This is a genomic window from Chryseobacterium sp. ON_d1 (assembly GCF_006829085.1).
In the GTDB taxonomy this organism is placed as follows: Bacteria; Bacteroidota; Bacteroidia; order Flavobacteriales; family Weeksellaceae; genus Chryseobacterium.
This window is the reverse complement of record NZ_BJTC01000003.1, coordinates 253,166-267,523: the sequence shown is the minus strand read 5'-3', so window position 1 is coordinate 267,523 and position 14,358 is coordinate 253,166. Positions and strand designations below refer to the sequence as shown.

Sequence of the window (14,358 nt, the reverse complement as noted above, 5' to 3'; positions counted from 1 at the left end):
GTTGTGCCAGAAATTTCGGCTTAGTACTCATGGTATCAATAGTGAAAACATATATTTTGATCCATCGGTATGTTCACTGACAGATATTCTGATCAAATATTCCCGGAACTCTCTAACAGTTTTTCGTAAACTTTCCTTTTTTGTGGGATGACAGGATTATAAGTAACTTGTCTGTCTATCCAACGCTCAGGTCGCAAAAATCCCAGAATAATATTCATGTCACCATCATTAAATCCTTCTGAAAAACGGCTTTTTTCATCTTTAGAAATAGGAATAGGAATTGTACCATCTTTTTTACGTGGAGCAAAATAGGCTCCCGTGTATTTGCTTTTTCTCCTTCCTGCCTCTTTCTCTATTTCTTCTTTTTCTTTTTCATCATTTATCTTAGCCTTTTCTTCTGCTGCTTCCGTATTTATTTCTCTTATTTTCTTCTGAAGATATTTCCCTGATCGCGTTGGAGGCTCAGCAAGTTGTAAACGCTCATATCCGGTCGCATCACCTTTCTTTTCAGTTTTACCGCCTTCTACAGCCCTCCAGGCAAACATTCTGGCACCACTTTCACTTCCCACTTCTTCCAGGTACCTGACTTTATACCCCAACATCGCCATCACTTCAAGATTTCCACTTCTGAATCCTAAGTGTTTTACTTCATTAAAATGTCTTTCAAAATAATCATACAGCTTAAACTGACCGAACCGGGTGGTACCCATCCATGATAAAAATTCCGGCTCCCCATCCCAAAATTCGGTGATATTGAAAACTCTGGAAGATTGAACGTCTGTATTAACCTCTCTGGCTATATCATCAAATTTAGATCCTCTCTCTTTTATATACCCCTTATCTCCTGTTATAATGATTGTATCATACATCTCCGCTACTCTGTAAACAATCTGCTTAATACCGGTATAACTTGTATCGTGCTCTATGTGAATGTCCCCCCCTTTTCCACTGAATCGTGACCATAAAATAAGTAATCGGTCTCCACTTGTCGGTATTCCCTGCTGTTCCAGCCATCTTTTTATAGCATCATCTTCACGATGATTAATATCCCATCTGTCTTTTAACTTATTCTTCAGGTTTTCTGAATATTTTCTGGCAATATAGTCGGTTCCATAGTTTACTCCTCCAATACGCCTTCCCCGCCGAAACTTAGCCGCCCTCTGTTTTAATTTTTCTTTGGTAACCGCTCCCCGTAGTTTTTTTACGTTTATAACATGTATTCTTTTTTCATCTATTCCTGAATCTTTATAAAACTTTTGTATAGAATCAGCTTTATCCGTATGGTCTATAAAAGTACCATTGCCTTTTGAAATAACAACATGAAGTTCTTCATCATCAATTAAAGCAGCAGCGATTCCAAACATATCACCTGTGGCGTATCCGGGTTGGATAAGTACTCGCAGATCAGGATCTGGTTCTCGTTCACGGATAATTACGGGTCTGGGTTCATGAATCGGTTGATGCCGGTTAATAATACGAGTTGTATTAGGTACTGGTACTGTATTTCTCTGTTCTGTAACATGTCTGTTTCTTATCATATTTTTTACGGTTTATATGTTATACAACAAATTTCAAGGTAAAAAACCTGAGAGCACAGAGGGGATCACCCCATTTTCAAAAAATAAGGGTTTACCCGTATGAATTGGAAAATGTATTGATGTATTCACGCATAAACAAATGGTTTTAAGTTTAAATTTCACGTGTAAGAGAATTCCCTTATTTTTTAAAATTCCGTTTTTTCCCTTAATGAAGATTTATTTTGTTTGATGAAATTTGTATCAGACAAAAGAGATCAGCAATTTCATAGATGATGGCTCAACTGAAAAAATAAAGAGGATGAGTTGAAAGAAAAAATCTTTGAGAAAAGATCTTCAAACATTAAAACAATAATAACCCATTAAACCCAGAATATGGCAGACACCGTAAATAACCAGACTACAGATGCAGTAACGCAGACCAATGTTACCGTGCTTGGTGAATCTCCCGCACAGGCCATGAGTATGCTTTACCAGATGGCTACCCACGCCAGCGGAATTTCCATCCAGAATTCGGTAACCAATCAGCAGAACTTGAACCAGCTTAACCCTGCAATTGTTGCTGATGCCATTAAAATTTTAAAAGGATAATATAAAACCTTACGATCATGAGTGAACACAACAGTGAAACCCAACAAACCCAGGCGGCAGATGCCGGCACTCCGGCGGAGAAAGCTGTAGTATTTGTGAACAGTGAGGTACTGGCTCCGCCTAAAGCTTCTCCAATGACCGGAGTGACCAAAGTAATGATAGAACAGTCCACGGGAATGATGGTTCAGGATTTACAGTCTTTTTTGAAAGGATTTGAACAGGTGGGCCTGATCGCATTAAGCCGACTGGCCAATAATCTACTGACCTATGGAACGACTTTCGGGCCGGCACCGGGCAGTAAAGAAACCTCAAACCAGATCTCAGAGCATCTGCAGAGCCAGGATGCAGGAAAGGGAAATGAAATGATGAAAGACTTATTCAAAATGGTGAGTGACTATGCTGAAGTAAAAGCAAAAATTTCCAATACTATTTATAATGTCAATGCACTTCCGGTTCCGGATGTACTTCCCTCTTCTCCCTTATTTACGGAAGTTTCTCCTGGGAATGAAGACTCTGAAAAAAAAAACGGGTAGATCCGGCTCCGGAAAAGGACTTACCCGAAAAAGACAGTATGAGAAAAAGCTTTATCACGGCTGATCATGGAGGAAAATTAGTATTAAAGTCAGTAAAACTGACACAGCCACTCGTAAAACCAGAGATTAAAGAAGCAGTAATTCCTTCAGTGGAAATTGAAGTCAATCCCAAGAAAAAAACAATAATAACCCAACTCTTTGAAAAAATTAAAATAAATAAAAGATGAACTATTCTTCAGTAACCAAACCCGCCAAAATTTTAAATCTGGAAAGCTTAACCGATTTAAATGAACGACTTTACCTGACCAGAAGCAACGATACTCTTTATCTGGATCCTAAAAAGGCCGATCGTAATGCAGACCGCTCTGTATTTAATCTTCAGACCTCCAATATGAATGTACAGCCCTCTATAAGGCTGGTCAACTGCCTCAACAGAGGCAATAAAAGATACAATCATTTTCAGTCTTTTGTAGTAGAACCCAAGGATAAATCTACAGGAATAGCCGTGATTATGATCAAACTGGATGATCCGAAAGCATTTTACTGCAATGTGAGAATTTTACCTTTTTCCAATTTAAGTGAAATTGCCGTTCCGGATCTTGATTCAAAGCTTCTCACCATCAATCTTGAGAAATCAAAATGGATACTCAAAACTGATATTACAATCACACCATCCAATACGGGTGAGGCTCAGTATTCTGTACATGATGTAGATGTAGCAGCTATTGCAGAACTGGTGACCCAGGATGAATTGGTAGAATTAAAAAGAGAGCTGGAATTCCAGGCCTCCAAACTGATTGCCCATTACTTTCAGGAGATCCTGAGTATTGTTGTGAATGAAATACCTCCGAACCATGGAACTCCTCCCGTGATTCCGGATGACTATATCCTTACCCTTCCCCTCAATCAGCTGAAAGAAATGTTGTCTGCCAGTGCTATTTCAGCATGCATCGCTTTGGAGATTACAGGCTACAATGTAGTTAAAGAGATCAATCCCGACTGGAGGGCTGCTGCTGCATTTATCAATTATCTGCTGTAATATCTTTAATCTTTAATCAGAATCTTTATGCGCAGAAGAATCCGAAAAAAAGCTCCTGCTACAAAACCTCCGGTGCCTGTAGCAGAGCCTGAAGTCATCGAAAATGAAATCATGCCTTTTGTTCTGAGACATGAAGATGAAATCATTGCTTATATCAAGGATAAAGCGGTCAAAGAGACCATGAAGTCACTGGCTCCGCTGCTGGAAAAACTGGAAGAAGCCGTCAAACAACAGCAGGTTCCTCCAGTCCCTGAACCCCCACCACCTGATACCCCTGTAATGGATTATGAAGAGCAGCTGAAAAAACTTCAGGAAGCCTCCAGGGCCAAGGTAAAGGAGAAAGAACTTAAAATTATGGAGCGGATGAATAAGCTGAATACCAGACTGAACAATATCCGTCCTTAAAAACAATAAATAAAATATTATGAACGAAATTGACACCATCATCATGGGAATGTCTACCGCTGTACCTCAGGCAATTTCAACCCAGGTAAGTGCACATTCTACAGGATCTATGCAGATCAATTCAGCATTGAACCAACAGCGAAATGCCATGACCGGCATCAGCAACTATGTCATGAGCTTAAAAAAAATGAGTCCCAAAAATATAAAAATCAAGGAATTAGGGACATTAAAAAAAGACCGTTTTTAATCGAACTCTCTAAAAACTACGGATGCGGTATACATTCTCTGCAAAGATGAAATCCGGTGCCCTCAGCATATATACAATCAGGTCAACATTTATTTCGCACCGTGTTTCAGATACTGCCAATGTACAAAAGCAATTATTCAGAATCCATTTTTAGCCCAAAGGAATCCGCCATTGACAGTATACCTGCAGCAGAAATTTATTTTTAAGACAGATCGTAAAAATAAAAACCGCATCCTTTTATAAAAAACAAGCTTAAACTCGCACAGATTTTACAGACAGTTTCAACGATTGTATTCAGAGCCGCCTTTCAGATCCAATCATCATCCACCAATCTGTATATACCAATACTTTGAAATCTTTTTATCTGAAGGATCTGTGGTGAGTTTAAAATCCAAATATCAAACTAGTTTACCTCAATAATTATTAACCGAGATCAGATCTCAAAAAAAAAAATTACAATTATGCCAGTCAACGAACAAATCACAGACGCAGTAACACAATCCAACGTAAAAGTAGTCGCAGAATCTCCTGCAATGGCCCTGGCCAATGTGTACCAATCTGCAGCACACTCAACAGGAATCATGTTTGAAAATGCGGTAAATACGCAAAATCAACAGAACATTTTAGGTCAGGCAGCCACCACTCAGGGAATCCTGCAGATCTATAGCCTGGACACCGTATCAGATGCGGTTTCTATTGCGAAGATTCTTAAGCCTTAATTTTTAAACTTTTTGATAAAAGTAAATACCTCAACCGGAAAGTCCGGTTGTTTTTAACCCAATAAACCATAATCATTATGCCAGTTAATGAACAAATCACAGACGCGGTAACGCAGTCTAATGTAAAAGTAGTAGCAGAATCTCCTGCAATGGCGTTAAGTAATGTGTATCAATCTGCTGCCCATTCTACAGGAATTATGTTTGAAAATGCAATAAACGCGCAAAACCAACATAATATTGTGACCCAGGCAGCTACGACACAGGGGGTTACTCAAATTTACAGCAAAGATACCATCGCCGATGCTATCTCAATTGCTAAAACCCTTAAACCTTAATTGATTTTGCAGTCCGCAGAATAAAACCATTTTATAGAGCCGGAAAACCCGGTGCTTTTAACCAAAATAAACAATAATCATTATGCCAGTAAACGAAAAAATCACAGACGCAGTAACACAATCCAACGTAAAAGTAGTGGCAGAATCTCCTGCAATGGCTTTAAGCAATGTATATCAATCAGCAGCACATTCTACAGGAATTATGTTTGAAAATGCTATCAACACTCAAAATCAGCAAAACATTGTTACTCAGGCTGCCACAACGCAAGGAGTAACTCAAATCTACAGTCTGGATACAATAGCCGATGCCGTATCTATTGCTAAGATCCTTAATCCGTAAACCCTTTACGAACAGCTTACATCCTATTATCCGAACAACCGGAAACTCCGGTTGTTCTCTAAATCAAAATAAACAATAATCATTATGCCAGTCAACGAACAAATCACAGACGCAGTAACGCAATCGAATGTAAAAGTAGTAGCAGAATCTCCTGCAATGGCTTTAAGCAACGTGTATCAGTCAGCTGCCCATTCTACAGGAATCCTGTTTGAAAATGCAGTGAATACACAGAATCAGCAAAATATTGTAACCCAGGCTGCAACTACGCAGGGAATTGCACAAATCTATAGCCTTGACACTGTAGCCGATGCAGTTTCAATTGCTAAAATCCTTAATCCATAATTCATTTTTACGAATCATTTAAATTCCATTATCCGACAACCGGAAATTCCGGTTGTTTTCTAACCCCAATAAACAATAATCATTATGCCAGTCAACGAACAAATCACAGACGCGGTAACGCAATCGAATGTAAAAGTAGTGGGAGAATCTCCCGCAATGGCCTTAGCTAATGTCTACCAATCCGCTGCCCATTCTACAGGAATTATGTTTGAAAATGCAGTGAATGCACAAAATCAGCAGAACATTTTAGGCCAGGCAGCCACTACGCAAGGTGTGATCCAGATCTACAGCATGGATACTGTTGCAGATGCAGTTTCTATTGCTAAAATATTACATCCTAAATTATAGTGTTTTTTTAGATTTCCTATCCGGAAGCCCATGTATGAGCTTCCGGATATTTTTTTGGTGATACAGTTATTTATCAAACAATACAATTTCATCAGCATCTATCACTTTATTCTGTACTGCATAGATAACAAGCCCCGCCATATTTTTCACTCCGGTTTTGATCATCAGATTGGTCTTATGTGTTTCTACCGTTTTGGGAGAAATAAACAGCGAATCTGCAATTTCTTTAGTATTGAACTGCTGGCAAACCAACCGTAATACCTCTATTTCTCTGTCTGTCAGTTCATTTTTTGAGAAGGCATGAAACTCCGGCAGCTTATTCGAAAGCTGGGTTCTCATCACATTGATCTGATCATTGGAAAAATAATGACCTGTTTGATATACCGTGTTCATGACAGCCAACAATTCCTCAAGTTCAATTTCTTTGGGTAAGAAAGCGTGAGCTCCCATTTTCAGCATCTGCCCCATAAACGAACGCCGATAAAAGCTTGAAAGAACGATAATTTTTGTTTCAGTTTCGCTTTGGACCAATTCACCCAGAACCTCAAGGCCATCTCCGTTGGCCATCCTCAGATCAAGAATCAGGATATCTAAAGAAACAGAGCCCCGTTCTTTAAGAAACTGATGGCCTCCCGTTGAGGTCAGAACCACCTGATAACTGCCATTATTTTCAATATAGTTTTTCAAAAGCTGCACAAACAGCAGGTCATCATCTACAATGCCGATTTTAATTGTTGAATATTCCATGTTTATATTATTGTATTGCCATACAGGCTATAAATTTTGTTCCTTTTTCAGGCTGTGTTTTAATTTTATAAATGGCTTTAATTTTCTGTGCCCTGGACTGGATATTTCTCAGTCCGATACCTCCCGATTGAGATTCTATAATAAATCCGCACCCGTTATCTTCTATGATCAGAACCATATAACAAACTGATATTCTAAGATATACATCAACCCTGGTCGCCGAAGCATGTTTTAATATATTGGTGATCAGTTCCTGAACAATTCTGAAAAGATTCAGTTTTACAGGATTGCTGATTGGTATTTTTATGGTGATATGCCGGAAAATAACCTCTATATTTTTGCTGATCTGATCCAAATAATCTGCAATCAGATCTTCAAGTTCAATCTCATCAAGATCAGGTGGGGTAAGATTGTGGGAAAATTCCCGTATCAGCTGCATAGATCTTTTTAAATCCCAGTTAAGCTGTTCAGTATTTTTATCATGAAGATTCAAACGAATGAGATTCAGCTGCGAGATAATATTATCATGAAGTTCTTCTGCCAGACGTTCCCTGTCCCGGTCCTGTAAATGCATTATGTTCTCCCGATATTCTTTTTGGGTATTCCGGATCAGCTGAGAGACTTTCTGTTTATTCTTTTTTATACTTTTTAAATAATTAATCACCAATGCTGTAATTAATACTGTTGTTAAGAGAAACAGCCCTATACCAATCCATATCCAAACAACTATCTGGTCCTGATCTTCCCAACGCCACATCCCAGATTAATAAAAGCAAGATATAAAAACAACAGTAAAAAACCCCTGAAAAGCCAGATAGGGGCGACCCAGTTCAAATGGTTGCTGATTAGAAAATTAAATGCAGTAGAAATCAGGCATTCAACAGAAAAAAAGAGAAAAACAATGATGTTCACAATGAACATATTCTTTTCTGCTCTGCCTTCCCTGATGATCTTCAAAAAATAAGACGCTGCATAGCTGCAAATAATAATACTTGTGATAATATTGGAGTAAAAAGTAACCAGTCCTTCATTTTGTGCTGAAAATATATTCGTAAACAAGGTCAATACTGCATAACAATAGATCATCCATTGTACCCCACGGGAAATCCGGATATAATAACGGCTGTAAATCACGGTAAGAACAATCAACCCAAAAAATTGACTCAATGCATAATTGCAGGTATTAAGCGTATTTAATTTCATCAGCCGGTCCGTTAGATCCGTCAGCTCCAGCATCAGTTCTCCTGAAAGAAGCACCACTAAAGAAAGTTTTGTTTTTACTCCTTCTTTCACCAGAACAATCAGCCCTGAAAACAGGACAAGATTAATAACAATTTGCAGATACAGGGATAAACTGTTATACGAAAACACTGTTGCTTTGCTTCAAAAGTTGATAATCATTAAGAGTATCAATGGTAAAAGGAGGTCTCGGAGTAGAATAATTTTCTGCGGTCTCACTCATATGATTGACTGCCAAGCTTTTCACCGTGATAATCTCAATATGATAAGAAAAATCTGACCCTTTTTTTACCAGATCATCAGTAAGTCCAAAGAAACTGGTGCAGGTCTGTCCTCCTTCAATACCCATTTTTGCATAATCTGAAAACGGAATGGAAATCAGCTGAAAAAGATCTGCGGTTTTCTGGGCCTGCATCCATGCAGTCCCAAACATATTCCACCTGAAGCTGCGGTTAATGGCTGATTCTGCGGTAATGGGGGGAGGTGTTACCTCAAGATCATTACTTTCCATCTTTTCTTCTGTAAACTCACGGGAAAATTCCTTGGTAAGAATGGTATTGAAATTGGCATCTTTATCACTCCTGGAATCAATCAGAAAAAATTTCAGCCGGTTTTCATGAATACCTACGTAGGCATGAATCGTTTTCAGCTCTTCTGATGCAAGATTTATTTTCCATTGCTCAATTTCTTCACCTGAAACGCTGAAGTGAGTTCCCTGATTCAAATAATTCAAAATTTCTGCCCCATTCGCATCAATTCCATTTTGGTAAGAATCAATAAGATTTTTCCATTTCCTGATGGCTGCAAAGATGTTTTCAGTAGTCATGATAATATATATTTGTGAATGATAATTATTTTATGTGTTGAAATTTACAAAAAAAACAGACTGATATTCATTTTTAAATCACATCGAAGTGGAAAATAAAATACAATTGAATAAAAATCAATGTTTCGTCAGTTTTCATAAAATTAAATCACAAACACCTTGTATCTTTGCGCCGGGAACAACTTTAATTAAATAAATACTCTTTATGATTCCACTTCACGAACTTATATTTTTCATTCTGGCGGCACTCATTTTAGTCATCAGTCCCGGTCCTAATATGATTTATCTGATCTCAAAATCCATAACGCAGGGGAAAAAGTCCGGATTTATCTCATTGGGCGGAGTCGTGTGTGGTTTTTTATTCCATATTATTATGGTTTCTTTTGGTCTTACTGCTGTTTTACTTGCCGTCCCATTGGCTTATACCGTTCTTAAAACACTGGGAACTGTATATCTTTTATACCTGGCTTATCAGGCTGTAAAACCCAAGAGCAGGAATATTTTTGAGGTTGATAAAAACGGAGTACATGACAGTCCTAAAAAGTTATTTACCATTGGTTTTCTAACGAATGTATTGAATCCAAAAGTTGCTGTCTTTTACCTGTCATTCTTCCCTCAGTTCATCAAGCCTGCCTATGGTTCTGTATTCACCCAGAGTCTTGAACTTGGGGTAATTCAGGTTCTCATCAGCTTCAGCGTCAACTTTATCATTGTATTAACCGCTGCAAGAGTTGCCTTGTTTTTCTCTCATAATCCGGTATGGATTAAAGTTCAGAAATGGTTTATGGCCAGTGTATTGACTTTTTTGGCTGTAAAAATGGCATTTTCAAAGGCCAGATAAAATCCGGAACAGCTTTCTTTCTGTCCCGAATTCCTGTGTATATCATATAAAATCTGACTTGAAGACAGCATCATCATGATGCACTGCGAATTTGAGATTAATATCCGGGATATGAAACCGTGAAAATACGTAATTTTGTGGTTGCGTATTATCCTTATCACAACAGCTCCGGTAATGAAACAGACAATTCCCACCTATGATTTAAATGGGATTTCCCATCACCAATTCCACGTCAAAAGAATGGATCAGAATACCCAGATACCAGAGGATAATATTCTTATGGATAAAGGAATACATCGGGACAGCCATTATATTTTTACCTGTATGGAAAGCGGACATGTAAAAATGATGGTAGACTTTAAAACAGTTGAAGCAAAAGGTTCCGTTCTTTTCTGTGTACTGCCCGGCCAGGTACATCAGGGACTTTTAATGAATAATATTTCCGGATGGTTTGTTGCTGTTAAAGCTGAACTTGTTCCTGATACCGTCCGTTCTTTTTTTGATGAATCCCTGGTTGAAATACAGCCTCTTTTCATTGATAAAAACCTTATCGAAAGAATCAGCACAACAGCAGATATTCTTCATTCTTCATATACTCACGAAATACTTTCCTCTAAAGAAGGTTTTCTGGTTGCACAGTCTTTACTTAATGCTTTTCTGGGAATGTTTACCATGCTCTATTCTCAAAATAATATTTCTCATGGTTCTAACGAAAGCCGTGCTTTACAGCTGTCACGAGCATTCCGAATTCTGATTCGACAGCAATTCAAAACCTTGAAAAGTCCATCTGAGTATGCGGAACTTTTAAATATTACAAGAGGATATTTAACAGAGACTGTTCGTGAAGTAACAGGAAAGCCTGCACAGCACTGGATCCATCAGGAGATTTTAATTGAAGCCAAAAGATTACTGGTTTTTACCAATCTGAGTGTAAAAGAAGTGGCTTATGAGCTGGGATACAGTGACCACACCTACTTCAGCCGCTTATTTTCCAAATTGGAAAACCAGTCACCTTCAGAGTTCCGGAATCAACACCAATAAGATCACCCACGAATAGTCCAATTAATCCCCCGAAACAGCTATCGGTATTTTCTGATTTTGCAACGTCCTTTGCAATAAAAAATGACTTATGCCAAGCCTACCGAAATGGATCAATGATACTGTAGAAAATGTCTGGTCCTCAAAATTTAAAGATTGTACTGTAACCGATATAGAATCCATCACTTCTGATCTTCGCCGGATATATTTTGAAGGTGATTTACAGGATGTTCAGTTTGAACCTGCCTATGCGATAGGGATCAGGGTCAGTGATAGAGATTTCCGTAATTATTCACCATTTAATTTTAACAGTGAAACAGGAACTTTTGAAGTGATATTTCATGTACATGATGACAAAGCTGTAGGGAGCCAGTTTATCAGCCGCTTATCTACCGGAGATTCTGTAAGAATTTTAATACCAAGAGGAAAACGATTTTTTGAACCCCATGCAAAAATTCATTTTTCTGTAGGAGATGAAACTTCACTCGGAAGCTCCCTTTCCATTAAAGAAGCTGTTGAAGAAAATGGATTACAGTTTATATGCCTGCATGAACTGGAAGAAGCCTCAGCGCTTGAAAATCTCAATCTATACGGTTATCACATTCCTAAAAACAATACCATGAGAATGATTGAAGCACTCAACGATTTTCTGAGAGAAGAAAAGGAAACCATCAGTGATGATGATGTTGTTTTTTATCTCACCGGAAACGGAGGACGAATGTCGCTGATCAGAAAATTCCTTAAAGCCAGAGGTGTATCTCCGAAATGCATAAAATCACAGGCGTATTGGATTGAGGGAAAAAAGGGATTATAGTAATATCTAAAACAATCTTACAGATGCGATGGAACTGACCCTTTACTATTTTATCAAAGAGTCTGTTTAAATTTTTATAATCATTATTTCAGATTTTAGACATAAAAGTTTTAAACACTTAAGCTTTTCAGAACCAGGTCTTATGCGTAATAAGTCCCCCTAAGTTTTGTGAAAATCTTTGATTTTTATATTATGTAAACTTTTCTGCGGAATCATTTCAAACTTACTTAAGTGAATTCAAGTGTTTTAATATGAAACCTTTTGTGACTTTTGTGGTTAGGTAAAGTTTAAACATTTTAAAAATAAAAACATAATAGTGTATACTGTTATGTTTTTTTTATTTAAAGCGGTCAGAAGATTCCCCATTAATTAACTGAATTTCCAATTCAGTATGCCTTTACGGTTTTCCGTAATGATTGTCAATATGATGTATTTACTTTTACCACATCAGAAAGTTAAAACATTTTCAATAAAGACAAACTTTTGAATATATAAAACTTAAACAGATTGTATGGCAATTAATTTACAAAAAGGTCAGAAAATTAATATCGGATTAAATAATATGACCATTGGCCTGGGCTGGGATCCTAATGAAGGAACCGGTTATGAATTTGATCTGGACGCATCCGCTTTTATGATCAATGAAGAGAGGCTTATCCCTTCTGACCCTTTTTTCATTTTTTATGGAAACACAGAATCCCCGGACGGAGCATTGGTGCATACAGGTGATGATCCTGATGGAAAATCAAGTGATGGGGATGATGATGAATCTATCATGGTTGATCTATCAAAAATTGATCCTCGTATTACTGAGATATTATTTGTTGTAACGATTCATGAAGCTGATATAAGAAAACAGAACTACGGACAGGTACGCAACTCATACATCAGAATTGTCGACAATTCTACCGGACAGGAAATAGCCAAATACGAGCTGGGTGAAGACTTTTCTATTGAGACGGCTGTCGAATTCGGACGTCTTTACAAAAAGAATGAGCAGTGGAAATTTGAAGCTTCCGGCATCGGATACAGAGAAGATCTTGCCTTTTTTCTATCAAAGTACTATAAAGGAAACATTATAAAATAAAAACCATGTCTATTAATCTACAAAAAATCACCATTGAAAAAAAGGGAGACATCCATTCTATTGACCTTACCAAACCTGAAATTTCTAAAAAGGAAATTATCATTAATCTCAACTGGTCCCAACCTCAACAAAAAAAAGGCTTTTTCTCAAGTCTATTAGGAGGGAACAGCAGCATTGATCTGGATCTGGGATGTTTTTATGAACTGAACAATGGACAGAAAGACTGTATCGATGGATTACAGTTTGCCAATGGCAAAGGAGGTTCAAGAGACAAACTTACCAGGCAGGGAAGATACAGCGATGCCCCTTTTATCTGGCATACCGGAGATGACCGTGGTGCCAATTCAGGATCAGGTGAAAACATACTTGTAAACCCCGTTGGCATCAACAGTCTTAAAAGAATTGTGATCTACTGTTTTATTTATGACGGTGTTGCCAGATGGAATGAAACGAATGGGATCATCAATATAAAAGTTTCAGGGAATCCCGATATAGAGGTTGAAATGGGTAAGCAAAATGACTCAAGAAAGTTTTGTGCTATTGCTGAAATCCTTTTTTCTCCTCATTCTATGCAGGTAAAAAAACTGGTAACTTTTCATAATTCTCACGCAGACTGTGATAAAACGTACCGCTGGGGAATGAAATGGGCTCCGGGATCTAAATAATAATCAAAAAACAATAAAAAAAACTACCATGAGAAGACTTCCCGTATATTTACTTCTGGATACCTCGGGCTCAATGACCGGTGAGCCCATTGAAGCCGTTAAAAATGGAGTTCAGATGATGCTTCATTCGCTCCGTCAGAATCCTCAGGCTATAGAAACCGCTTATGTAAGTATCATTACTTTTGACAGCCAGGCCAACCAAATTATCCCTTTAACTGACCTTGCTTCTTTTCAAATGCTTGACTTAAAAGCTTCCGGTACAACTTCATTAGGGGCCGCCCTGAGCCTGTTAGCAGATAAAATGCAGTCAGAAATCATTAAGACGACAACGGAACAAAAAGGAGACTGGAAACCTTTAACTTTTATCATGACAGATGGTGTACCTACTGATAACTGGCAAACCGGATATCAGAAACTGAAATCCGTCAATAAAGGGCTGATTGTAGGATGTGCTGCCGGACAGGGAGCAGATGATGCTGTGTTGAAACAGATTACCGAAGCTACAGTAAGATTAGATAATGCAGATTCTGAAAGTATTTCAAAATTCTTTCAGTGGGTAACAGCGTCTATTTCAACCACTTCAACCAAAGTGGAAACAACAGGAGTAGAACTGGCAGGAATAGATCAGCTTCCTCCACCCCCATCTGAACTGGTAATTGTGGCTTAG

22 protein-coding genes are annotated in these 14,358 nt (G+C 38.0%); 17 read left to right on the top strand and 5 right to left on the bottom strand.

What is annotated here, in order from left to right:
• Positions 1-92: 92 nt before the first annotated feature.
• A complete protein-coding gene (locus CRS_RS06795) occupies positions 93-1,538 on the bottom strand; it encodes a hypothetical protein (RefSeq protein WP_142723313.1) in 1,446 nt (481 codons plus the stop codon).
• 372 nt (positions 1,539-1,910) lie between these two features.
• Here CRS_RS06795 and CRS_RS06790 point away from each other — a divergent pair, with 372 nt between their 5' ends.
• The 11 genes from CRS_RS06790 to CRS_RS06740 all read left to right on the top strand — a co-directional run bounded on the left by CRS_RS06790 (position 1,911) and on the right by CRS_RS06740 (position 6,434).
• Entirely contained in the window at positions 1,911-2,126 is a 216-nt protein-coding gene (locus CRS_RS06790) for a RebB family R body protein (RefSeq protein ID WP_047400697.1), read from the top strand.
• Between the two features lie 17 nt (positions 2,127-2,143).
• On the top strand, positions 2,144-2,659 hold the full coding sequence (locus CRS_RS06785) for a hypothetical protein (RefSeq protein ID WP_142723312.1): 516 nt from the start codon (positions 2,144-2,146) through the stop codon (positions 2,657-2,659).
• A gap of 38 nt (positions 2,660-2,697) precedes the next feature.
• Positions 2,698-2,886, top strand: coding sequence for a hypothetical protein (locus tag CRS_RS06780; protein ID WP_142723311.1), 189 nt, complete (start codon positions 2,698-2,700; stop codon positions 2,884-2,886).
• Entirely contained in the window at positions 2,883-3,698 is an 816-nt protein-coding gene (locus CRS_RS06775; protein ID WP_142723310.1) for a hypothetical protein, read from the top strand. The genes CRS_RS06780 and CRS_RS06775 overlap by 4 nt, the downstream gene beginning before the upstream one ends.
• 27 nt (positions 3,699-3,725) lie before the next feature.
• Positions 3,726-4,103, top strand: a complete 378-nt coding sequence (locus tag CRS_RS06770) for a hypothetical protein (RefSeq protein WP_142723309.1) — start codon at positions 3,726-3,728, stop codon at positions 4,101-4,103.
• A 19-nt stretch (positions 4,104-4,122) separates the two neighbouring features.
• Positions 4,123-4,350 carry a hypothetical protein gene (locus CRS_RS06765; protein WP_142723308.1) on the top strand — a complete coding sequence of 76 codons (228 nt, stop codon included), beginning with the start codon at positions 4,123-4,125 and terminating at the stop codon, positions 4,348-4,350.
• A gap of 461 nt (positions 4,351-4,811) precedes the next feature.
• On the top strand, positions 4,812-5,069 hold the full coding sequence (locus CRS_RS06760) for a RebB family R body protein (RefSeq protein ID WP_142723307.1): 258 nt from the start codon (positions 4,812-4,814) through the stop codon (positions 5,067-5,069).
• A 77-nt stretch (positions 5,070-5,146) separates the two neighbouring features.
• Positions 5,147-5,404, top strand: a complete 258-nt coding sequence (locus CRS_RS06755; RefSeq protein ID WP_228451197.1) for a RebB family R body protein — start codon at positions 5,147-5,149, stop codon at positions 5,402-5,404.
• An 82-nt stretch (positions 5,405-5,486) separates the two neighbouring features.
• A complete protein-coding gene (locus tag CRS_RS06750) occupies positions 5,487-5,744 on the top strand; it encodes a RebB family R body protein (RefSeq protein WP_228451196.1) in 258 nt (85 codons plus the stop codon).
• A gap of 84 nt (positions 5,745-5,828) precedes the next feature.
• Positions 5,829-6,086 (top strand): RebB family R body protein, encoded by a 258-nt coding sequence (locus tag CRS_RS06745; protein ID WP_142723304.1) that lies wholly within the window; start codon positions 5,829-5,831, stop codon positions 6,084-6,086.
• Positions 6,087-6,170: 84 nt separating this feature from the next.
• Positions 6,171-6,434 carry a RebB family R body protein gene (locus CRS_RS06740; RefSeq protein WP_142723303.1) on the top strand — a complete coding sequence of 88 codons (264 nt, stop codon included), beginning with the start codon at positions 6,171-6,173 and terminating at the stop codon, positions 6,432-6,434.
• Positions 6,435-6,500: 66 nt separating this feature from the next.
• Here the strand turns inward: CRS_RS06740 and CRS_RS06735 are convergent, their stop codons facing one another.
• The 4 genes from CRS_RS06735 to CRS_RS06720 are packed head-to-tail and all read right to left on the bottom strand — an operon-like array spanning position 6,501 to position 9,246.
• Positions 6,501-7,181, bottom strand: a complete 681-nt coding sequence (locus CRS_RS06735; RefSeq protein WP_142723302.1) for a response regulator transcription factor — start codon at positions 7,179-7,181, stop codon at positions 6,501-6,503.
• A gap of 7 nt (positions 7,182-7,188) precedes the next feature.
• Entirely contained in the window at positions 7,189-7,938 is a 750-nt protein-coding gene (locus CRS_RS06730) for a sensor histidine kinase (RefSeq protein WP_142723301.1), read from the bottom strand.
• Positions 7,908-8,552: a hypothetical protein gene (locus tag CRS_RS06725; RefSeq protein ID WP_142723300.1), complete on the bottom strand. Its 645-nt coding sequence runs from the start codon at positions 8,550-8,552 to the stop codon at positions 7,908-7,910. Before CRS_RS06725 ends, CRS_RS06730 begins: the two co-directional genes overlap by 31 nt.
• Positions 8,539-9,246, bottom strand: a complete 708-nt coding sequence (locus CRS_RS06720) for a hypothetical protein (RefSeq protein ID WP_142723299.1) — start codon at positions 9,244-9,246, stop codon at positions 8,539-8,541. Before CRS_RS06720 ends, CRS_RS06725 begins: the two co-directional genes overlap by 14 nt.
• A 205-nt stretch (positions 9,247-9,451) precedes the next feature.
• Between CRS_RS06720 and CRS_RS06715 the strand changes: the two genes are divergently transcribed.
• From CRS_RS06715 to CRS_RS06690, 6 genes are all read left to right on the top strand, one after another.
• Positions 9,452-10,087, top strand: a complete 636-nt coding sequence (locus CRS_RS06715; RefSeq protein ID WP_142723298.1) for a LysE family translocator — start codon at positions 9,452-9,454, stop codon at positions 10,085-10,087.
• Between the two features lie 174 nt (positions 10,088-10,261).
• On the top strand, positions 10,262-11,128 hold the full coding sequence (locus CRS_RS06710) for an AraC family transcriptional regulator (RefSeq protein ID WP_142723297.1): 867 nt from the start codon (positions 10,262-10,264) through the stop codon (positions 11,126-11,128).
• Positions 11,129-11,216: 88 nt separating this feature from the next.
• Complete coding sequence (locus CRS_RS06705) at positions 11,217-11,939, top strand: siderophore-interacting protein (protein WP_142723296.1); 723 nt, start codon at positions 11,217-11,219, stop codon at positions 11,937-11,939.
• A 511-nt stretch (positions 11,940-12,450) separates the two neighbouring features.
• On the top strand, positions 12,451-13,026 hold the full coding sequence (locus CRS_RS06700; protein WP_142723295.1) for a TerD family protein: 576 nt from the start codon (positions 12,451-12,453) through the stop codon (positions 13,024-13,026).
• A gap of 5 nt (positions 13,027-13,031) precedes the next feature.
• Positions 13,032-13,691: a stress protein gene (locus CRS_RS06695; protein WP_142723294.1), complete on the top strand. Its 660-nt coding sequence runs from the start codon at positions 13,032-13,034 to the stop codon at positions 13,689-13,691.
• A 28-nt stretch (positions 13,692-13,719) separates the two neighbouring features.
• Positions 13,720-14,358 (top strand): VWA domain-containing protein, encoded by a 639-nt coding sequence (locus CRS_RS06690; RefSeq protein WP_142723293.1) that lies wholly within the window; start codon positions 13,720-13,722, stop codon positions 14,356-14,358.

Bases quoted from the DNA above. Each gene is read 5' to 3' on its own strand.
- CRS_RS06795 (WP_142723313.1), bottom strand. From the start codon at position 1,538: ATGATAAGAAACAGACATGTTACAGAACAGAGAAATACAGTACCAGTA.
- CRS_RS06790 (WP_047400697.1), top strand. From the start codon at position 1,911: ATGGCAGACACCGTAAATAACCAGACTACAGATGCAGTAACGCAGACC.
- CRS_RS06785 (WP_142723312.1), top strand. From the start codon at position 2,144: ATGAGTGAACACAACAGTGAAACCCAACAAACCCAGGCGGCAGATGCC.
- CRS_RS06780 (WP_142723311.1), top strand. From the start codon at position 2,698: ATGAGAAAAAGCTTTATCACGGCTGATCATGGAGGAAAATTAGTATTA.
- CRS_RS06775 (WP_142723310.1), top strand. From the start codon at position 2,883: ATGAACTATTCTTCAGTAACCAAACCCGCCAAAATTTTAAATCTGGAA.
- CRS_RS06770 (WP_142723309.1), top strand. From the start codon at position 3,726: ATGCGCAGAAGAATCCGAAAAAAAGCTCCTGCTACAAAACCTCCGGTG.
- CRS_RS06765 (WP_142723308.1), top strand. From the start codon at position 4,123: ATGAACGAAATTGACACCATCATCATGGGAATGTCTACCGCTGTACCT.
- CRS_RS06760 (WP_142723307.1), top strand. From the start codon at position 4,812: ATGCCAGTCAACGAACAAATCACAGACGCAGTAACACAATCCAACGTA.
- CRS_RS06755 (WP_228451197.1), top strand. From the start codon at position 5,147: ATGCCAGTTAATGAACAAATCACAGACGCGGTAACGCAGTCTAATGTA.
- CRS_RS06750 (WP_228451196.1), top strand. From the start codon at position 5,487: ATGCCAGTAAACGAAAAAATCACAGACGCAGTAACACAATCCAACGTA.
- CRS_RS06745 (WP_142723304.1), top strand. From the start codon at position 5,829: ATGCCAGTCAACGAACAAATCACAGACGCAGTAACGCAATCGAATGTA.
- CRS_RS06740 (WP_142723303.1), top strand. From the start codon at position 6,171: ATGCCAGTCAACGAACAAATCACAGACGCGGTAACGCAATCGAATGTA.
- CRS_RS06735 (WP_142723302.1), bottom strand. From the start codon at position 7,181: ATGGAATATTCAACAATTAAAATCGGCATTGTAGATGATGACCTGCTG.
- CRS_RS06730 (WP_142723301.1), bottom strand. From the start codon at position 7,938: ATGTGGCGTTGGGAAGATCAGGACCAGATAGTTGTTTGGATATGGATT.
- CRS_RS06720 (WP_142723299.1), bottom strand. From the start codon at position 9,246: ATGACTACTGAAAACATCTTTGCAGCCATCAGGAAATGGAAAAATCTT.
- CRS_RS06715 (WP_142723298.1), top strand. From the start codon at position 9,452: ATGATTCCACTTCACGAACTTATATTTTTCATTCTGGCGGCACTCATT.
- CRS_RS06710 (WP_142723297.1), top strand. From the start codon at position 10,262: ATGAAACAGACAATTCCCACCTATGATTTAAATGGGATTTCCCATCAC.
- CRS_RS06705 (WP_142723296.1), top strand. From the start codon at position 11,217: ATGCCAAGCCTACCGAAATGGATCAATGATACTGTAGAAAATGTCTGG.
- CRS_RS06700 (WP_142723295.1), top strand. From the start codon at position 12,451: ATGGCAATTAATTTACAAAAAGGTCAGAAAATTAATATCGGATTAAAT.
- CRS_RS06695 (WP_142723294.1), top strand. From the start codon at position 13,032: ATGTCTATTAATCTACAAAAAATCACCATTGAAAAAAAGGGAGACATC.
- CRS_RS06690 (WP_142723293.1), top strand. From the start codon at position 13,720: ATGAGAAGACTTCCCGTATATTTACTTCTGGATACCTCGGGCTCAATG.